The sequence below is a fragment of the Geobacter psychrophilus genome (genome assembly GCF_056821595.1).
Genome location: NZ_JBXDTU010000004.1, coordinates 3,140,363 through 3,158,420 on the forward strand (window position 1 = coordinate 3,140,363; position 18,058 = coordinate 3,158,420).

Annotated in this window: 14 protein-coding genes; 10 read left to right on the forward strand and 4 right to left on the reverse strand. The window is 54.6% G+C overall.

Going from position 1 to position 18,058, the window contains the following annotated elements; translation table 11 throughout:
• The first annotated feature begins 122 nt into the window (after positions 1-122).
• From ACOCF6_RS17075 to ACOCF6_RS17120, 10 genes are read left to right on the forward strand one after another with little or no spacing between them, the layout of a single operon-like run.
• Positions 123-1,031, forward strand: a complete 909-nt coding sequence (locus ACOCF6_RS17075) for a GGDEF domain-containing protein (RefSeq protein ID WP_482461533.1) — start codon at positions 123-125, stop codon at positions 1,029-1,031.
• Complete coding sequence (locus tag ACOCF6_RS17080; RefSeq protein ID WP_482461534.1) at positions 1,024-4,188, forward strand: GAF domain-containing protein; 3,165 nt, start codon at positions 1,024-1,026, stop codon at positions 4,186-4,188. The genes ACOCF6_RS17075 and ACOCF6_RS17080 overlap by 8 nt, the downstream gene beginning before the upstream one ends.
• Positions 4,185-5,462: a two-component system sensor histidine kinase NtrB gene (locus ACOCF6_RS17085; protein ID WP_482461535.1), complete on the forward strand. Its 1,278-nt coding sequence runs from the start codon at positions 4,185-4,187 to the stop codon at positions 5,460-5,462. The genes ACOCF6_RS17080 and ACOCF6_RS17085 overlap by 4 nt, the downstream gene beginning before the upstream one ends.
• Positions 5,455-6,255, forward strand: coding sequence for a response regulator (locus ACOCF6_RS17090; RefSeq protein WP_482461536.1), 801 nt, complete (start codon positions 5,455-5,457; stop codon positions 6,253-6,255). Before ACOCF6_RS17085 ends, ACOCF6_RS17090 begins: the two co-directional genes overlap by 8 nt.
• A gap of 3 nt (positions 6,256-6,258) precedes the next feature.
• Positions 6,259-7,215, forward strand: a complete 957-nt coding sequence (locus ACOCF6_RS17095) for an HD-GYP domain-containing protein (protein WP_482461537.1) — start codon at positions 6,259-6,261, stop codon at positions 7,213-7,215.
• A complete protein-coding gene (gene nosR / locus ACOCF6_RS17100; protein ID WP_482461538.1) occupies positions 7,208-8,524 on the forward strand; it encodes a response regulator c-di-GMP phosphodiesterase, NosR family in 1,317 nt (438 codons plus the stop codon). Before ACOCF6_RS17095 ends, nosR begins: the two co-directional genes overlap by 8 nt.
• Before the next feature lies 1 nt (position 8,525).
• Positions 8,526-9,179 carry a GTP-binding protein gene (locus ACOCF6_RS17105; protein WP_482461539.1) on the forward strand — a complete coding sequence of 218 codons (654 nt, stop codon included), beginning with the start codon at positions 8,526-8,528 and terminating at the stop codon, positions 9,177-9,179.
• The gene (locus ACOCF6_RS17110) at positions 9,176-10,474 is read left to right on the forward strand and encodes a sensor histidine kinase (protein WP_482461540.1); all 1,299 of its coding nucleotides are present in this window, start codon (positions 9,176-9,178) and stop codon (positions 10,472-10,474) included. The genes ACOCF6_RS17105 and ACOCF6_RS17110 overlap by 4 nt, the downstream gene beginning before the upstream one ends.
• Before the next feature lie 20 nt (positions 10,475-10,494).
• Positions 10,495-12,909 carry an ATPase, T2SS/T4P/T4SS family gene (locus tag ACOCF6_RS17115; RefSeq protein ID WP_482461541.1) on the forward strand — a complete coding sequence of 805 codons (2,415 nt, stop codon included), beginning with the start codon at positions 10,495-10,497 and terminating at the stop codon, positions 12,907-12,909.
• A 36-nt stretch (positions 12,910-12,945) separates the two neighbouring features.
• The gene (locus ACOCF6_RS17120; protein WP_482461542.1) at positions 12,946-13,503 is read left to right on the forward strand and encodes a response regulator; all 558 of its coding nucleotides are present in this window, start codon (positions 12,946-12,948) and stop codon (positions 13,501-13,503) included.
• 101 nt (positions 13,504-13,604) lie between these two features.
• Here the strand turns inward: ACOCF6_RS17120 and ACOCF6_RS17125 are convergent, their stop codons facing one another.
• The 4 genes from ACOCF6_RS17125 to ACOCF6_RS17140 form a co-directional block, all read right to left on the reverse strand.
• Positions 13,605-14,846, reverse strand: a complete 1,242-nt coding sequence (locus tag ACOCF6_RS17125; protein WP_482461543.1) for an ice-binding family protein — start codon at positions 14,844-14,846, stop codon at positions 13,605-13,607.
• Between the two features lie 715 nt (positions 14,847-15,561).
• A complete protein-coding gene (locus tag ACOCF6_RS17130; RefSeq protein ID WP_482461544.1) occupies positions 15,562-15,843 on the reverse strand; it encodes a hypothetical protein in 282 nt (93 codons plus the stop codon).
• A 4-nt stretch (positions 15,844-15,847) separates the two neighbouring features.
• A complete protein-coding gene (locus tag ACOCF6_RS17135; protein WP_482461545.1) occupies positions 15,848-16,183 on the reverse strand; it encodes a hypothetical protein in 336 nt (111 codons plus the stop codon).
• Positions 16,184-16,554: 371 nt separating this feature from the next.
• A complete protein-coding gene (locus tag ACOCF6_RS17140; RefSeq protein ID WP_482461546.1) occupies positions 16,555-17,991 on the reverse strand; it encodes an ATP-binding protein in 1,437 nt (478 codons plus the stop codon).
• Positions 17,992-18,058: the final 67 nt, after the last annotated feature.

Sequence of the window (18,058 nt, forward strand, 5' to 3'; positions counted from 1 at the left end):
TGGCAAAGCCGTCGGAATTACATAACCGTTCAGATATTCCATGGCAAGAACGGCATAAGGATCCGTAACGAAACAACAAAAATGAACTGCTTATATCGTAACGGCTCCTAAGGACAACACCGATGAATCAAATTTCCGCTGAAAAGCTCTTGGACAGCCTGTTTGACGGCGTCTACTTCGTGGACCGCAACATGCGGATCACCTACTGGAACAATGCGGCCGAGCGGATTACCGGATTCGATAAAACAGAGGCCATCGGCATCCGCTGCTCTGACAACCTGCTGCGACATATTGATGCGAATGGGTGCGAACTCTGCCTGTATGGTTGTCCGCTGGCCGCTACCATGCAGGACGGCACGTCACGCGAATCAAACATGTTCCTGCATCACGCCTTGGGACATCGCGTCCCTGTTTCGGTCAGAACTTCCCCGGTTCGTGATGATAACGGCGAAATTGTCGGGGCGGTCGAGATCTTCAGCGATAATTCAAGCTCGCTGCAGATTCTGCACGAATATGAAAAACTGAAACAGGACGCCTATCTGGACACCCTTACCGCTGTCGGCAACCGCAGATACGGAGAAATGACCCTTTCCACACGCATCTACGACCTGCAAACCCACGACATTCCCTTTGGCGTCCTGTTCATGGACATAGACCATTTCAAACGTTTTAACGATTTATACGGCCATAAAACCGGGGATGATGTGCTGGTCATGGTGGCCAGATCGATTTCACTCTCCTTGCGGAAAATGGACGTTGTTGCCCGCTGGGGTGGCGAGGAGTTTATCGTCATACTACCGGGGGCCACCGGGGTGGTCATCAAGTCATTATCGGAACGCATCCGTCTGTTGATCGAAAACAGCTTTCTTACCGTTGGACATAACAATTTGCAGGTCACGGTATCGATCGGGGCGACCATGTCCCGGATTGACGATACGGCTGAGACTGTGGTGAGCCGTGCAGACAGGCTTATGTACCTCAGCAAGAGCAGGGGACGCAACCGGGTTACGGAAGATGGGGACAATGGGTGAGCTGAATTCAGACATACTGCCACCACAGCAGGAACACCAGATTACGATCCCGGCCTCTCCCCTCAAACGCCTGGTTAGCGGGCTTGCCCTGCTGGCGGTTCTCGTCGGGGTGTTGGGGGTATTCCTGCTGTTTCATACGCGCAGACTGGCACTGGAGCAGGCCGAAACAACCGGCAGGATGCTTACGGGAACACTTCAGCAAACCATCGGCGAGATGATCCGGAATTCCGACATGGCCGTCCAGAACGTTGTCGGCGAGATTGTTCATCAGTCTGCAACGGGAGGGATAGACTCTGAAACCTTGGAGAGATTCATTGATCGCCAGTATAACCTGATCCCCGAGCTTGAAGGGTTGAGGGTAACCGATGCCAGCGGCATGATTGTCCTCGGCAGCGGCAAAAGGCCCACCATACCGATCAGCGTGGCTGACCGCGATTATTTCATCTACCTGAAGGGACACCCGGAAGCCGGGCTGTTTATCGCCAAACCGCACCTGGGCAGGATCTCCAACAACAGTGTCGTTTCCTGCGTCAGGCGCATTTCCCTCCCCGACGGCTCGTTCGGCGGCGTAGTTTACGGCGCCCTGCCGCTTCAGCGCTTCAGAGACCTGTTCAATAAAGTTCCGGTAGGCCGCAATGGATCCATCGCTCTCCGCCGGGACGATCTTTCCCTGGTCACCCGCTACTCAACGGCACAGAATGAAATAAATGAGCCGGCAGCCGCTTCCGACCTTGTTTCGGAGGCCTGGCGGACACTTCTCAGCCAGGGGAAAACCGAAAACGGTTCCTATACCGCCACGAGCAAGGCCGACGGCATCAGTCGCATCAATTCCTACAGCCGTGTAACCCGCTACCCGTTATATGTCAACGTCGGTCTTGCGTTGGACGATGTCCTGGAGGAAACACGACAGGAGATGCTCGTGTTCGCCGGCTCGTTCACAGTTTTCCTGGCCCTTGCCTGCGTCTTGGTCTGGCAACTGCAGCGTAACTGGCAGAGATCTTCTGCCGCAAAGCATGAACTGAAGCGTAATTTTGAGCGTCTGAAATTGATGCAGGAGGTCAGCCAGTATCATGCCACCACGGTCCAGGACCTGCTGGATTTCTCTCTGGGCAGAGTTATTGCGTTGACCGAAAGCAGCATCGGCTACATCTATCATTACCATGAAGAGAAGCAGGAGTTCGAACTCAACACCTGGTCGAAGGGGGTCATGGAGGCCTGCAATGTAGCCGAACCCCAGTCTATCTACCATTTGGAAAAGACAGGCCTCTGGGGCGAAGTGGTCCGGCAACGGCGGTCGATCATGGTCAATGACTACGCTGCCGCTTCTGAGTTTAAAAAAGGGTATCCGCAGGGGCATGTTCAGCTTGCCCGTTTTCTGAGCATACCCATATTCGATAATGACAGGATCGTGGCGGTGGTGGGTGTGGCCAACAAGGAAGACGCCTATGACCAGTCTGACGTGCTGCAGCTGACTTTGATGATGGAAGGGGTCTGGAAGATTACCGCGCGCCTGATGCTGGAAGAGCAGGTAGTGCACTCCGCCCATGAATGGCAGAGCACCTTCGACTCCATCAGCGACAGCATCGCGCTGATAGATGCCGAACAGCGGGTCATTCGCTGCAATCGTGCCACAAGTCAGGTGCTGGATCGCGACTTTGCCCAGATCCTCAACCAGCCCTGCTGGAAGTTGTTTCATGGTTCTGACGCGCCCATAGCTGATTGTCCCATGAGTAAAGCGAAGCGCTCACTCAGTTCGGAAACCTCGACGATTCAGCACCACGAGCGCTGGCTGGAAGTGACCGTCGACCCGATGCTTTCAGAGGATGGTGTTCTGACAGGTGCGGTGCATATTGTTCGCGATGTGACGGAGCGGGTCGAGCTTGTCAAGTTGCTTCAAGAAGAAAAGGCCCTGTACAAGGACCTTGTCGATACGCAGCCGGCCGGCATGTACCGCCTGCGGGTCAGGTCACTGCCAACCTGTTCTGCTGAGGAATGGCGTGAGGTGTATGCAACTCATTATTCGGTCGAAATGGTCTCTGAGCGTTTTTGCACCATCCTGGGGATCGATGCACCCGAATTTAAAGACAATCCCGGCATCGTGCCTGACCTGATAATTCCGGATGACCGGGCTGATTTTGCAGTGGCTAATGTCCGGGCAATTACCGATCTGATACCTTTTACATGGGAAGGTCGCATCACGAAAGAACAACACATCCGCTGGATCCGTTTTGAATCCCTGCCGAGGAAGCTCGATAACGGCGACGTGCTCTGGACCGGCGTTGCAACAGATATCACCGATTCCAAACTGTCCGAAGCAACACTGCGTGAAATGCAGGCCCAGATGATGCAGAACGACAAATTGGCCACCATCGGACAGCTGGCTGCCGGTGTGGCCCATGAAATCAATAACCCGATGGGGTTTGTCGGCAGCAATATGCTGACACTGACCAAGTACATCGAGAAATATAACCGCTATATCGACCGGATTGAACAGGAACTGCGCGCCGGTTTTTCCGGTGAGCTGCCGGAAGCTATCCTGGAGTTGCGCACGTCGCTCAAGCTGGAGTATGTCATGCGCGACATCCTGGTGCTCGTTGATGAGAGCAATGATGGCATCGAGCGTGTCAAACGCATCGTCCAGGACCTGAGAACCTTCTCCCGCGCCGATTCCTCCGCAACCGGTTCGGCCGACCTGAACCGCTGCATGGACAGCACCATCAATATTGTTATCAACGAGATCAAATACGCGGCCGAAATCAAGCGTGAATACGGCGAGCTGCCAAAGGTGGTCTGCAATGCCCAGCAGATCAACCAGGTCTTCATGAATCTGCTGGTCAATGCTGCCCATGCCATCCAGGCCAAGGGTGAAGCTATCGGTGAGATTGTCATCCGCAGCTGGTGTGATCAGGACAATGTCTTTGTATCGGTATCCGACAGCGGCTGCGGCATTTCAGCGGAAAACTGTGAAAAGATCTTTGATGCCTTTTTCACTACCAAGGAGGTCGGCAAGGGGACCGGGCTGGGCCTCTCGATTTCTGCGAACATCATACGAAAGCATGGCGGCGAAATCATGCTGGCGAGCGAAATAGGCGTCGGGTCGACCTTTACCATCCGACTCCCGTTGGTGCCGCCGCAGGTTGAGGGAGGTCAACAATGAGTGATACCCGGGCTGAACATGGCGAAAAACTGCTGCTGGACCGCCTCAATCAGCAGTTGCGTTTTACCCAGGAGATTATCAATGCCATCCCCACGCCGGTCTTCTACATGGACCGTGTCGGTCATTACATCGGCTGCAACCGGGCCTTTGAACAGTTTTTCGGCCTGCCGCAGCACGAGTTGATCAATCGCAGCATCCGGGGCATAAACCCCATGAAGCCGCATGAGCTGCATGAACGGATGGATCGGGAATGCCTGACGACCAACCAGCCCTGCCGCTATGAGGCCCGCCTGGCGAATGTCAATGGAGAAGCGATTGATGTGATCATCACCAAGGCCCCTTACCTGGCAGACATGGGTAAATCAGGCGGTGTTGTCGGCACCTTTACCGACATTACCGAACGCAAGCAGAGCGAGATTATGTTGCAGCAGATGCAGGGACAGATCGTGCAGCAGGAGAAGATGGCCTCCATTGGCCAGCTGGCAGCCGGTGTTGCCCATGAAATCAACAACCCGATGGGGTTTATCACCAGCAACCTGACCTCCCTGGCTAAATATGCAAACAAGCTGGATGAGTATATCGCCGCACTGCAGCAGTCTCTCGGCTCCTGTCCCTCGCACCCTGACACGGTCGAGATCGACAAGCTGCGCCAGAAGCTGAAGGTGGATTACATCATCAGCGACGTGTGCGAGCTGGTCAACGAGAGCCTGGATGGTGCCAACCGGGTCCGCCGCATCGTCCAGGACCTAAAAAGCTTCTCGCGGGTGGATCAGGTGGACTGTTGCCGGACCAACCTGAACGAGGCGCTGGAAACAACCATCAACATCGCCTGGAATGAGCTCAAGTATATCGCAACGCTGGACCGGAATTTCGGCGAACTGCCCGAGATACTCTGCTATCCCCAACAGCTCAATCAGGTGTTTCTCAACCTGCTGGTCAATGCATCCCAGGCCATGGAAAAGCAGGGCAACATCACGGTTTGCAGCTGGTGTGACGGTGATAATGTCTATGTCTCAGTGAAAGACAACGGTAAGGGCATGCCGAAAGATGTGCAGAAACGGGTATTCGAGCCGTTTTTTACCACCAAGGAGGCCGGCAAGGGCACCGGTCTGGGGTTGTCTATTTCGGCCGATATTATCCGCAAGCATGGCGGCGAAATTTCCGTGGAAAGCGAAGTCGGTGAAGGCACGATCTTTACCGTGAGGCTGCCGGTTAACAGCCCGCTGCAGCAGGCAATACATGTCGATGAAGCAAAAGGAGCAAACAATGACTGAAAATCCTGAACAGATCAAGATACTGTGTGTTGATGACGAGCGCAATGTACTGCGGGCCCTGGAGCGAATTTTTCTGGATGACGATTACGAGATCGTGCTGGCCGGCTCGGGTGATGAAGGCTTGAAGATCATGGAAGATTCCGGCCCTTTCCAGGTGGTCATTTCCGATTATCGCATGCCGGTCATGAATGGTGTCGAATTCCTCAAGGAGGTCTACGGCCGTTGGCCCGAAACGGTCCGGATTGTGCTGTCAGGTTACGCCGATGCCGGTGCAATTGTAGCGGCCATCAACGAGGGGCATATCTATAAATTCATCCCCAAACCCTGGAATGACGACGAACTGCGGATCACAATCCAGAACTGCCTGGAACGTTTTTTTCTGCTGAAAAACAATCGCGAACTGCTGGGAGAGCTGGCCGCCGCCAACCAGGCCCTGGAAGAAAAGGTGCAGCATCGCACCGAACAGCTGGAATTGCGCAACCGTGCGCTGGAGTTTTCCCAGAATCTGCTCGGCAACCTGCCTGTTGGGGTCGTCGGGATAGACGAAAATGGCATGATTGCCTATTGCAATGCCATTGCCATGGAGAGGTTGAAGCATGTTTGCTGTGACATTTTCGGAGCGAATGTGGCACACTCCTGCGATGTCTCATTTGGTGCCCTGGTTGAGCAGGTCCGCCGTGAAAAAAGCGTGACTGCCGAGATCACTCTGGGTGGCAAGCCCTGCCGGGTTTTGGCGCGTACTACGGCGTTTTTTGAAAGCGAAACGGTTGTATTGGTATTTTTGGAGGTATAGCCTGTGCGAACCGTTCTTTTTGTTGATGACGAGCTATCAATCCGCAACGCCATTGAACGCATGTACCTGGAGCGTGACGATGTGCGCTGCCTGTTTGCTGCTTCCGGTCAGGAAGGGCTGGAGATCCTGGCTCGGGAAGAGGTCTGGGTGGTGGTTTCGGACTACCTGATGCCCGGCATGCGGGGGATCGAGTTCCTCTCGAAGGTCAAGGGGGTGCGGCCCGACACCGTACGGATCATGATGACCGCCTATGCCGACCTTTCCATTGCAATCGACGCCATCAACAAGAGCGAGGCCTATCGCTTTGTCACCAAACCATGGAATAACAAAGAGCTGATGGATACCGTCGATGAAGCACTGATGCGCTATCAACTGATCCAGGCCCTGGGGAACGCGGACGAGACGGTCTATCTTTCCCTGGCGCAGACGGTGGAGCTGAAGGATCCGTACACCAAAGGGCACTGTGACCGGGTGGCCCGCTATGCCGTTTCCCTGGCCCGGGCTGCCGGTTTGAGCGCTGACATGATCAACGATATCAAACATGGCAGCTGGCTGCACGACTGCGGCAAGATCGGGGTGCCGGAGGGTGTGCTCAATTATCCCGGCAAATTGTCCGAAGTCGAAATGGAGACAATCATGCAGCACCCCCGCTGGGGATCGGAAGTTGCCCGCCAGGCCCGCATGTCGGACACGGTTATCAATATCATCCTGTACCATCATGAGCGCTTCGACGGGAAAGGCTATCCATCGGGACTTGAATCTGGGCACATCCCTATCGAGGCCCGGATTGTCGCTATTGCGGATGTGTTCGATGCCCTCTATTCCGATCGCCCCTACCGCAAGGCATACGCATTTGACCAGGCGATCGAGATCATGCATGAGATGACAAAGAATCACTTTGATCCGATGCTGATGGAACTGTTTCAGCCGATTGCCGAGGAGGTGCGCACCAATGTCTGAAGAGCAGCAACGCATAACCGTCATGCTGGTTGATGACGAGGAAAATATACTGAAGTCCCTGCAGCGCCTGCTGATGGATGAGGATTTCGACATCGAAACAGCAACCTCTGGCGAAGCCGCCCTGGAAAAGCTGCAAACCCTCGACAATGTCGGTCTGATCGTTTCCGACCAGCGCATGCCGGGCATGAACGGCGCAGAGTTCCTGGGACGTTCGCAGGAATATGCCCCGTTGGCCCTGCGCATTCTCCTGACCGGTTATTCTGACATCAATGCAACCATCGATGCCATCAACACAGGTGGTGCGTATCGCTATCTATCCAAGCCCTGGAACGATGACGAGCTTGTCCAGACCGTTCGTGACGGGGTGCGTCAGTATGCCCTTATCTCAGAAAACAAGCGCTTGAACGATATTATCGTACAGCAGAACGCGGAACTGCAGGAATGGAACACAAACCTGAAAGAACGGGTGCTGCAGCAGACAACGGCCATCCGGAAAAAAAGCGAAGAGGTACAGGCTGCCCTGGAGCATGTGCGGGAAGACTACCAAGGCATGATCACGGCACTGTCAAGTCTCGTGGAGATGCGCGGAGAGGAGGTGCGTCACCATGCCCGCAAAGTGGCGGAGCTTTCCGTCAATGCCGCCCGGGAGATGGGGATCGGTGGTGAAGAGCTTGAGACAATCCGCATTGCCGCATTGCTCCATGATATCGGTGAAATCGGCATACCGGAACGAATCCTTACGCAGCAGCCGGAAACCATGGATGCGGAGGATTTTTCCCTTTACAGCCTGCATCCGGTGCGGAGCCAGATGGCTCTCGTCAACATTGCCGGGCTGCGCAAGGCCGGCACACTGATCCGGCATCATCACGAGCGCTATGACGGCAAAGGATTTCCCGACGGTCTGGCAGGTGAAGCAATCCCCCTGGGCTCGCGGATTCTGGCTTTTGCCGACCAGATTGATCGCGCGGCCCGGACCGCAACAGGAGCAGTGGCGGAGACCGTTCTAGCGCGTCTGGAGCTGGATCTCGGTGCCAGGTTCGACCCTGCTCTCATGCGGGTTTTTCGTAAAATAGCCAAATATGCCTACTTCGCCATGTCATCCGGTGATATCCCTAAAGACATAGAAATAGAGTTGCGGCCCGAGGAGGTCAAGCCGGGGATGACTCTTTCCCGCAGCGTAGTCAGCGGATCGGGTATGCTTCTTCTGTACCGGGGAATTGCGCTGGATGAGACAATGGTCAGGGCGATCTGCAGCTACTATGAACTTGATCCTCCCAAACGCGGAGTGTACGTCTTGACAAAACATTGACATGATCGAATTCGACGAACAGCAGAAAAAAATGGTGCTCAAACTGGTCTACTACGGCCCGGCACTGTCCGGCAAGACCACCAATCTTCTGACACTGCATGACCAGCTTTCCCTGGACGGGCGCGGCGAACTGATGATGCTGGACACCACCGAGGACCGCACGATCTATTTCGACCTGCTTCCTTTTTTCTATGAGTCGCCACTGGGGATGAAGATCAAGCTCAAGGTCTACACCGTGCCGGGGCAGGTGCGCCACGACGCCACCCGCAAGGCGGTGCTGCAGCGGGCCGATGGCGTGGTGTTTGTTGCAGATTCCCGGGTGGATCAGATGTCGGTCAATTTCGAGAGTTTTGATAACCTGGAGAAAAATCTGAGCATGGTGGGACTTGCCATTGAGCGCTTGCCGCTGGTGGTGCAGTTCAATAAACGCGATCTGACGGAGATCGTCCCGGAAGATGAGGTTCGTCGCGCCTGGGGGCCAACCGGCCTGCCGGTGTACATGGCATCGGCTCTCCAGGGGTGGGGGGTGCAGGAAACCTTCCGGAAGGTGTTGGGGCTGACCTTCGATGCGGCCAATGCCCGCCATGGATTGACAGCGCGATACGGGGTCGAACGGGAGCTGTTTATGTCCCAGATACTCAAGGTGACGACATGAGTACCGCTACACCGCAGGTAACATTCATCGTAGGCGAGGAGCGGCGCCTGGCCGAGATCATTTCCCGGGCCGAAATCGAGCCGCTGCTGCGCAGCCTGGTCAAGGCCGGACCGCTCTGGGCGGCGGTATTGGATGAAGACGGATTGCCGTTGTGCCGTCAGGGGGATGACAATCCCCTGGAACCGCTGCGGGAGATTCGCCACGGCCTGCTGGTGGAAGGCGAGCCCCAGGGAATGCTGGTGATAGCTGTTGACCCGGCTGTCGGCAGCGATGCCGATGCGCTGGCCCTGCTGGCCCGTGATGCCCTGCAGCTGACAGTTACCAATAATCTCAAGCGGATGCTGACGACGGAGATGCATACGACCATCGTACAGGAGTCCTACGATCAACTGCTGGCAACCAATCAACGACTGGTCGAGTCTGAGAAGCGCTATCGGGAATTGGCCCTGCAGCTGGAACGGAAGGTGGAAGAGCGTACCGTTGAGCTGCAAAAAGCCTACAGCCGCATGCTGCAGCAGGAAAAACTGGCGGCTGTCGGGGGACTGGCGGCCGGCATGGCCCACGAGATCAACAATCCCAACGGTTTTGTGCGCAGCAATCTGGAGACCTTCAACCGCTATTTCCGGAAAATGCAGGAAATGGTCAATTGTTATCAGTTGCTGATAATGAATAATACGGCATTGCCCCTGCTGCAGCAGCAGAGCGAGCAGAAACGGCGGGAGCTGAAGCTTGATTACATCATTGCCGATGCCGCCGAGCTTCTGGCACAATCAATCGAAGGATCAGACCGCATCGCCCGCATTGTGGCCGACCTGAAGAGTTTCTCCCATGTGGATGAAACCGGCCAGGCGGATGTTGATCTGAACACCGAGCTGGAGCGGACCGTTGCGGTCTGTTCGCCTCAGTGCCCCCCGGATGCGAAAATTCTGAAGGAACTTCAGCCATTGCCGCCCTTCGGCTGCCATCCGGGGCTGCTCTCCCAGGCGTTCCTCAATATTATCCAGAATGCTGTCCAGTCCCGTGCTGAAGGCCTCGAATTACAGCTCTTCAGCAGATATGCGGACAATGAGATTGTCATACGCATCATCGACAACGGCTGCGGTATTCCGGCAGACAATCTGAAGCGGGTTTTTGAGCCCTTTTTCACCACCCGCGAGGTGGGGAGTGGCACGGGGATGGGGTTGACGATCGCCCGGGAGATCATCAGGGACGCCGGAGGAAGTATCGAGATCGATTCCCTGGAAGGAACGGGTACTACGGCTACCATTCGGCTGCCGATCAGTGCAGAGTGTTGAGAGGGTTGAAAAGGTGAATTATGAGTAAATATGCCGAACTCTTCAAATCCATGGGTGGCCAGACAGCTGCGACTGAAACTGTTGACGGGATCGCTGCGCTGGATGCTCCCGGGGCAACGGAGCAGGGTTTTACCCTGTTGTTTGTTGATGATGAAGAGAATGTCCTCAATGCCTTGCGGCGCATCTTTCTGGAAGAGAACTACACCATCCTGACCGCCACGTCGGGACAGAAGGCACTTGAAATCCTGGGCCAGCAGCCGGTACAGTTGATTATCAGCGACCATCGCATGCCGGGTATGAGCGGTGCCGAACTGCTCAAAACCGTGCGCGAAAAACACCATGACACCATCCGCATCATGCTGACCGGCTATGCCGATGTCAACTCGATCATGGGTGCCGTCAAGGACGGTGCGGTCTACAAGTTCATTACCAAGCCCTGGAACGACGAGGATCTGCGGTTGACGGTGTCGCTGGCGCTGCAGCAGTACGTCCTGATGCACGAAAATCGCCATCTGAAGGAGTTGGCCCGGCAGCAGCAGACCAAGATCAAAAGCTTTGCCGGCCTGTTTGAACAGAACCGCGGCATGCTGGGGGATATCCTGGTCAAGGCCGGATTGATCGGCCCTGAAGAGCTGGAACTGGCCCGCCGCCAGAAGGATGCCAATGAGTACCTGGGTGATTTCTTTGTCAGGGTGGGTGTCCTGACCGAATCCAGGATCATTGCCGCACTGCAGAAGCATCTGGGGGTGGAGTACATCGACCTGCGGGAGATAACGATCACCCAGAATGTGGCCCGCTGCCTGCCCCGGGAGTTATGTGAAAAAAGCCGCCTGGTGCCGGTCAGGCTCGATGGGAGCGCCTTGACGGTTGCCATGGCCGATCCCTCCGATATCATCACCTGTGACAATATCGGGCGGGTGACCGGGTTGCGGGTTGTGCCGCTGCTGGCAGCCTCGTCCCAGATCGTCGAAAAGATCGTGCAGGCCTGGAGCGTAGTCGAGGATGGTGGCGATCTGGGTGATTTCAACGATCTGGAACCGCTGGACGAGATCGACATCGTCCTGGACGAAGAAGAGGAGGAAGCCAGTGTCGAAGAGCTGATCGGCTCATCCAAGGTGCCGCCGGTGATCCGCATCGTCAATGCCGTCATCTCCGAGGCGATCCGCTACGGTGCCAGCGATATCCATGTCGAGGCCAAGACCAAGTACACGGTGATCCGCTACCGCATCGACGGCATGCTGCACGCCAAGATCCGCATCCCGGCCGATCTGCACGCTGCAGTGGTCTCGCGCCTCAAAATCCTGGCCAAGATGGACATATCCGAACGGAGGCGTCCCCAGGACGGACGCATCACCGTCAAGTCTGGTACGCGCATTGTGGATATGAGGGTTTCATCGCTCCCCACCATAAACGGCGAAAAGATCGTCATGCGCATCCTGGACAAGAGCGCTGCCATCAAGCGCCTGGATGAGCTGGGCGTGCTGGAAGAAGACTTCCGCAGCATCACGATCATCAGCCGCAAGCCCCAGGGGGTGATCATCGCCACCGGCCCGACCGGCAGTGGCAAAACCACCATGCTCTACTCGCTGCTGTCGGCCATGATGAACCCCAGCAAAAACTTTGAGACTATCGAGGAGCCGGTGGAGTATTTTCTGGAAGAGGCCAATCAGGTTGCGATCCATGAGAAGATCGGCCTCTCCTTTGCCCAAGTGCTGCGGGCCACCCTGCGCCAGGACCCGGATGTCATCCTGGTCGGAGAAATCCGCGATTTTGAAACCGCCGATGTGGCCTTCAAGGCGGCCCTGACCGGCCATATGGTGCTCTCGACACTGCATACCAACAGCTCGGTGGCGTCCATCACGCGCCTGGTTGATATGGGCATCAAACCCTATATTCTGGCCTCTGCCCTGGAAGGGGTGATTGCGCAGCGCCTGGTGCGCAAGGTCTGTAGCGGGTGTGCCACAAAGGTCGCTCCGGATACTGCCTTGCTGGACCTGCTGCGCCTGCCGCCGGATTTTTTCGGTTCAGCGGTTGAAATCGGCAAGGGTTGTCCGCAGTGTAACAACACCGGCTACCGCGGCCGGGTGGGCGTGTATGAGATGTTTGTGATGAACGATGATTTCCGTCAGTTGATCGGGGTTGATTACAAGGAATCGGACCTGCTCAATCTGGCCCGTACCAATGGCATGCGGACGCTCCTTGAGGATGGTCTGGAAAAGGTGCAGCGCGGTTGGACCACCCTGGAAGAGATCGTGCGGGTTATCGGTCCGACGGTGCGTCTGGAGAGGTCGTGCGAGGCCTGCGGGAAAAACATCGATTCCAAATTTCTGTTCTGCCCCTACTGCGGGTCATTCCGGCACAATTGCTGTAAAAACTGCCGCATGCCGCTGGAGGAGGGGTGGAAGGTCTGTCCTTTCTGCGGTGAGGGGCGGTAAGCAAAGTACTCGATAACGATTTCAAGGAGTCATGTCATGAAAAACAGAATCCTGCTGGTGGATGATGAGTCCAACGTACTGTCCGCTCTGAAGCGCGCCCTGTTCGATGAACCTCTGGATATCACCTCTGTAACCAGTGCAGAAGAAGCACTCGGGATTTTGAAAGAACATTCTTTCAAAGTCGTCATATCTGATGAGCGCATGCTGGGGATGCAGGGTTCTGAGTTTCTGGCACAGGTTCGCATAAACTACCCCGACACCATCCGGATGATGCTGACTGGTCATGCCACCCTGGAGGCGGCCATGAAGGCGGTCAACGAAGGGGAGATCTATCGTTTTTTCTCCAAGCCGTGGGACGACCATGATCTGAAGTTTGCTATCCGCGGCGCCGTCGAGAAATATGATCTGGAGGCTGAAAACCGGAGGCTGTTGGCCACGGTAAAACAGCAGTCGCTGGAAATCAAGGTGCTGGAGAAGCGTTATCCCGGAATTTCGCGGGTTGAGAAGGATGACCGGGGCGTTTTTGTGTTGCCGGATATTCCGGAGGATGAGATTCAAAATATGCTGGCCGAATGCGAGCAGGAAGTCAGGTAACAAATTTCATGGGAAGCTGATGTACTGCCCCCATTCATTAACCCCACAAGAAAAGGCCGTCCGGAGACGGCCTTTCGTGTTACCTGTTTGCTGTTGTCAGCTTATGGGTAGACGTGGTCAAGTCCATCGGCGTAGGTCAGGGTGATCGGAAGTGAACCGCTTGCATTCACGGTGATATTCCCGTTGCCGGTATTGGTAATCGTTACAGCGGCAGTACAGCTGTTGTTGACCGCTACGACGCCATTACCGGTGTTGGTTACGGTCAGCAGCTGGCCGTTGTTGACGATGTTGATCGTACCGGTTCCGTTTTCAGTAACCGCAACATGGCCGCCATTGTTCTGGACATTGATGTTGCCGCCGGTAGCTGCGGTTGCAACCACATCAGCTGCCTGGGTACCGGTCACGGTAACGCCGGGTACAGCAGGAACGACTGGTGGTACGACAACGACGGGCGGTTCAATGACAACCGGTGGATCTACAACAACGGGTGGTTCAACCGCTACAACGGTCACACCGGGAACATTGATGGTGGTATTGACCAGGGTCACGGAAGCATGCAGGGCCAAAGCCCGGCCGTTCAGTGTTACGCTATCGACATTGCCGGCAGTAGAGGTCGAGATGCCGGAAGCGGCGATGATCGTTCCTACCATGGTGCCGCCGCCGGCGGCATTGATCGTGGCTGCGCTGCCGACCTGCCAGAATACGTTTTTGGCCTGGGCACCGTTAACAAGAATGACGCTCTGGGGGAATGCCACTCCCGGGCCGCCGACCAGCAGTGACGTTCCCATCTGGAAGACAAAGATGGCATTGGGATCGCCCTGGCCGTCAAGGTAGAGGTCGCCGCCCTGAATGGCATAGGTTCCGGGTGCGGATTTGTAGACGCCGGGGGCGAGGGTACGGTTGCCCAGTTCACCGGCGCCGCCACCCAGGGTTGAAACATCGATCCCGCCCGGAAGTGCGGCAGGAGACAGGCTGTCATAGGCGCTCTGGATATCGAGTGCGGCTGCGGCTGCAATGGCATTGGGAACGGAACCGGCCGGAGCAACAGCGGTATGGGCTGTCCCGTTGACTGTTCCGATGTTCATGGTTGTTTCAGTAAAGACTGCGTGCAGGTCGTGGTAGCCGGTAACCAGCGTCGAATCGGCAGTCGTCCCGATATCGCCGTTAACAACCGTATTCAGGCCTTGGTTGGTCATCCCGGCGCCGCCGCCGAAAACACCGAAATTTGCGGCCGATCCAAGAGTGCCCGGATCAGCGACTGCGGCTGTCGGTACATTGCACATAAAGGCACTCAGAACCGACAAGGACACAAGACCTGCTTTTGTTGACATAAAACGTTTCATAAAAAAAATCCCCTTTGACATTGGTGCAACCGGTTATCCTTCACTGAACTTCTACTGCGCATCCGCTAAACGTCTAACCTCATAATCACTGCAACACTCCTCATGGTTCTATATTCCGCTAGCTCAAACTGATCTGAAATTGTTGTGGTCGTCATCATTCTGTTGTTTTAGTAAAGGCAAGTAGCCTGCCAATAACCGCAGCAGGGCAACAACAATAAAATACGCCTGCAATAACAGGCTGATGTGACGGCAGAGGAGCCTGTCGGGCAGAATAATCCAACGTGGAAATCCGCAGAAACTTGTGGTTATCTGAGGTTTGTCCGCAATTTCAGCAGATATCTGTGGGGATGAGGCAAGGGGCAGGCGGGTCCAGGGGCCTCGTACGAGCCCGCCCCGATGAATCCGGAATTAACAGCTCTCTTGGCCGTAAAAGTACGCACGCACTCGATGATTTGATGTAGTACATGGTTTGTCTTTGAGATGAAATTGCACCAGATATCCGGTGGAAGTTCTGTGGAGTCATGCGATGGGGGAGGCTGGTCGTCAATGAACGATCCGGATGCAGTGGAATAGCTGACAGAGGTGTCCTGATTTCTGGCTGTTGGGGCAGCCAGTATGCAGGCTGCCCGTTTTGACCCTGATAAACAGGATAAGTAAGTTAACGAAATTATTTTCTTGCCAAAAAGCGCAGAAAATAATTTCTAACTTACTAAAACTATTGTGACGGTACTTCGCTGACCGGGAACGTTGCTGATTCCATGGGCGGCTTTTGCAGAAACGCCCAGATCGCATTCGTGTTCAATCCCATTGCCAGAGCAATCTGTGCGACATTCAACCCTTCAAGTTTCATGGATCGTGCACGCGCAGCGCTGGTTATATGTACAAAATCTATTTTTGGCAGAAGTGATGACCTGTCCTCTTGTATCGGCATGATCACCACCGCAGGTGTAATTACTGGAAGCGCTACGGCTCTGCCATTGATTCCATCGTACGTCATAACATTATCCTTTTTGTATTGCCCATAGATACCGGTGTTGCGAATCGTTACAATGGCCCATCCCCAACTCCAGCATATCCTTTTTCAGTTTGTCCGGCAGATTGACTAACTCCGGTTCCACACCCCTGAACCGCGCACATTGCATCCATACGGAAAGGAGCTGCAGCCCGCTGATGTCAGCGGATTTAATCTTGTCGCAAATGACCTGGATTTTTTTCTCTCCGGCAACGGTTGCCAGATGTAATGCCTCGGCCAGCGAATTGATGATATTGAGGGTAACTCCCGCGTGGGTCATGTCTCCCTGCAGATGGGTAGTTGTACCTTCCGAATAAAGCTCCATGTTTGTCTCCTTTCCATGCCATTAATTAATTCGGGTTTTTACAAGCAAGTAGGGTAACGCAAGTAGCCTGCCAAAAACATTTGAGCCAAGGCAGGTCTTGATTCGTCCTGTAATAACGGCATATTGGGTGCTGAGAAGAGAATGTTGTGTTGAATGGAGTGGTTGATTATTCCGCAGTATTTTGTGGCAGCCTCAGGAAGCTGTGGGAGAGAATTACCCTGAGGGGCTCCCTCAGGTAGCTGAAATGTAAATGGGAGAGGTGTATCGCCAACAGCTTTGAACTGGAGCAAAATTGCTGCAGTACTACGAAGTAAAAATAAGAGAATATACGTGCGGGTGTGACTGCAGCAGGTTTCGAATACTGCTGTGGGTTAATTTTTGCTAGCCAAGCTGGCCCACTTCTCAATGATCGATACTAATTCCGAAAAAATGATCGGTTTACTCTGATAATCGTTCATTCCGACGGCAAGGCATTTGTCACGGTCTTCCGGCATGGTATAGGCTGTGAGCCCGATTACCGGTGTTTCGTGGTTTAAAACTTTTGATGTCTGATCGCGAATAACTGTCGTAGCCGTATAACCGTCCATTATCGGCATCGAGCAGTCCATAAGTACCAGGGTGTATTCTACCTTTTCCAGCATATCGACGGCTTCCCGGCCATTGTTGGCCAGATCCACCCTGTATCCGGACCTTTCCAGGATCGTCTTTAACCCGACCTGATTAGCCAAATCATCTTCAACCAGCAGTATGCGGATGTTTCTCCCGGTTGGTGTGAGAGGTAGATGCAACCCCCCGTCGGATCTCTTTACCGGGGGGGCTCCTGTTTTCTTTTCCTGCTTAGCCAATGTCACCTCAAACCAGAAGGTACTCCCCTGGCCCTCCACGCTTTCTACCCGGATAGCGCCGCCCATCAGTTCAACAAGCTTCCGGGAGATCGCGAGACCCAATCCGGAGCCGCCGAAACGGCGGGTAGCACTGTTATCCGCCTGGCTGAATGGCTCAAATATTTTTTTAAGCTGGTTATCTGCTATTCCGATACCCTGGTCACGCACGGTGAAGCGCAGGTTCGCCTGGTGTTCCTGTTCCGCAACCTTACTGATCCGCAGGCAGACGGAACCATTTTCGGTAAACTTTATGGCATTATTGACCAGGTTATTGATGATCTGGCACAAACGGAAGGCGTCACCCTTCAGGAGTCGCGGCACATCCGGTTCTATCTGTGTGTCTAACAATAGCCCCTTGTCTTTGGCACAGAGTGCCAGGATGGCCATGGCAGAGTCAATCTCTGCCTGTAGATCAAATGCCCGTATCTCCAGCTTAATTCCGGATGACTCGATCCGGGAGATATCCAGGATGTCATTGATTAAATTCACCAGGTTATTGCCTGAATCCTTCAGAAGCCCTACATACCGCTGCTGTTCCTGAGTCAATCCGGTCTCTTCAAGAAGTTTGGCCATGATGATAACCCCGTTCATGGGGGTGCGGATCTCGTGGCTCATGTTGGCGAGGAAGCGGCTCTTGGCAATGTTGGCAAGGCTGGCTGTTTCGGCCTGCTCTTTGGCAACTTTCAATTCCTCAATAAGTTTTTCAGAGGTTATCAATTGCTGTTTCAAGTCGGAATGGGTCTGCTGCAACTCTTCGTTCTGCATCTCCAGTTCCACTTGGCGAACCTGCAGTTCGTGCAGCAGTCTCCTGGCATCCATCTCTTCGGCGAACGGTTCCTCGCTAGCAGGTTGTGAGACCAGCTTGGTCTCGGCTTTCCTGCGCAGTTTTTTTAATGCCGTATCGGATGTTGCCTCGTTGTCCATGCGTTATTCCCTCATCGTTATAATAATCTACTCTTTGGGTTTTTCAACCGACGCCCGCATTTAGCTT

Coding starts and splice junctions, on each gene's coding strand:
- ACOCF6_RS17075 (WP_482461533.1), top strand. CDS start 123: ATGAATCAAATTTCCGCTGAAAAGCTCTTGGACAGCCTGTTTGACGGC.
- ACOCF6_RS17080 (WP_482461534.1), top strand. CDS start 1,024: ATGGGTGAGCTGAATTCAGACATACTGCCACCACAGCAGGAACACCAG.
- ACOCF6_RS17085 (WP_482461535.1), top strand. CDS start 4,185: ATGAGTGATACCCGGGCTGAACATGGCGAAAAACTGCTGCTGGACCGC.
- ACOCF6_RS17090 (WP_482461536.1), top strand. CDS start 5,455: ATGACTGAAAATCCTGAACAGATCAAGATACTGTGTGTTGATGACGAG.
- nosR (WP_482461538.1), top strand. CDS start 7,208: ATGTCTGAAGAGCAGCAACGCATAACCGTCATGCTGGTTGATGACGAG.
- ACOCF6_RS17105 (WP_482461539.1), top strand. CDS start 8,526: ATGATCGAATTCGACGAACAGCAGAAAAAAATGGTGCTCAAACTGGTC.
- ACOCF6_RS17110 (WP_482461540.1), top strand. CDS start 9,176: ATGAGTACCGCTACACCGCAGGTAACATTCATCGTAGGCGAGGAGCGG.
- ACOCF6_RS17115 (WP_482461541.1), top strand. CDS start 10,495: ATGAGTAAATATGCCGAACTCTTCAAATCCATGGGTGGCCAGACAGCT.
- ACOCF6_RS17120 (WP_482461542.1), top strand. CDS start 12,946: ATGAAAAACAGAATCCTGCTGGTGGATGATGAGTCCAACGTACTGTCC.
- ACOCF6_RS17125 (WP_482461543.1), bottom strand. CDS start 14,846: ATGAAACGTTTTATGTCAACAAAAGCAGGTCTTGTGTCCTTGTCGGTT.
- ACOCF6_RS17130 (WP_482461544.1), bottom strand. CDS start 15,843: ATGACGTACGATGGAATCAATGGCAGAGCCGTAGCGCTTCCAGTAATT.
- ACOCF6_RS17135 (WP_482461545.1), bottom strand. CDS start 16,183: ATGGAGCTTTATTCGGAAGGTACAACTACCCATCTGCAGGGAGACATG.
- ACOCF6_RS17140 (WP_482461546.1), bottom strand. CDS start 17,991: ATGGACAACGAGGCAACATCCGATACGGCATTAAAAAAACTGCGCAGG.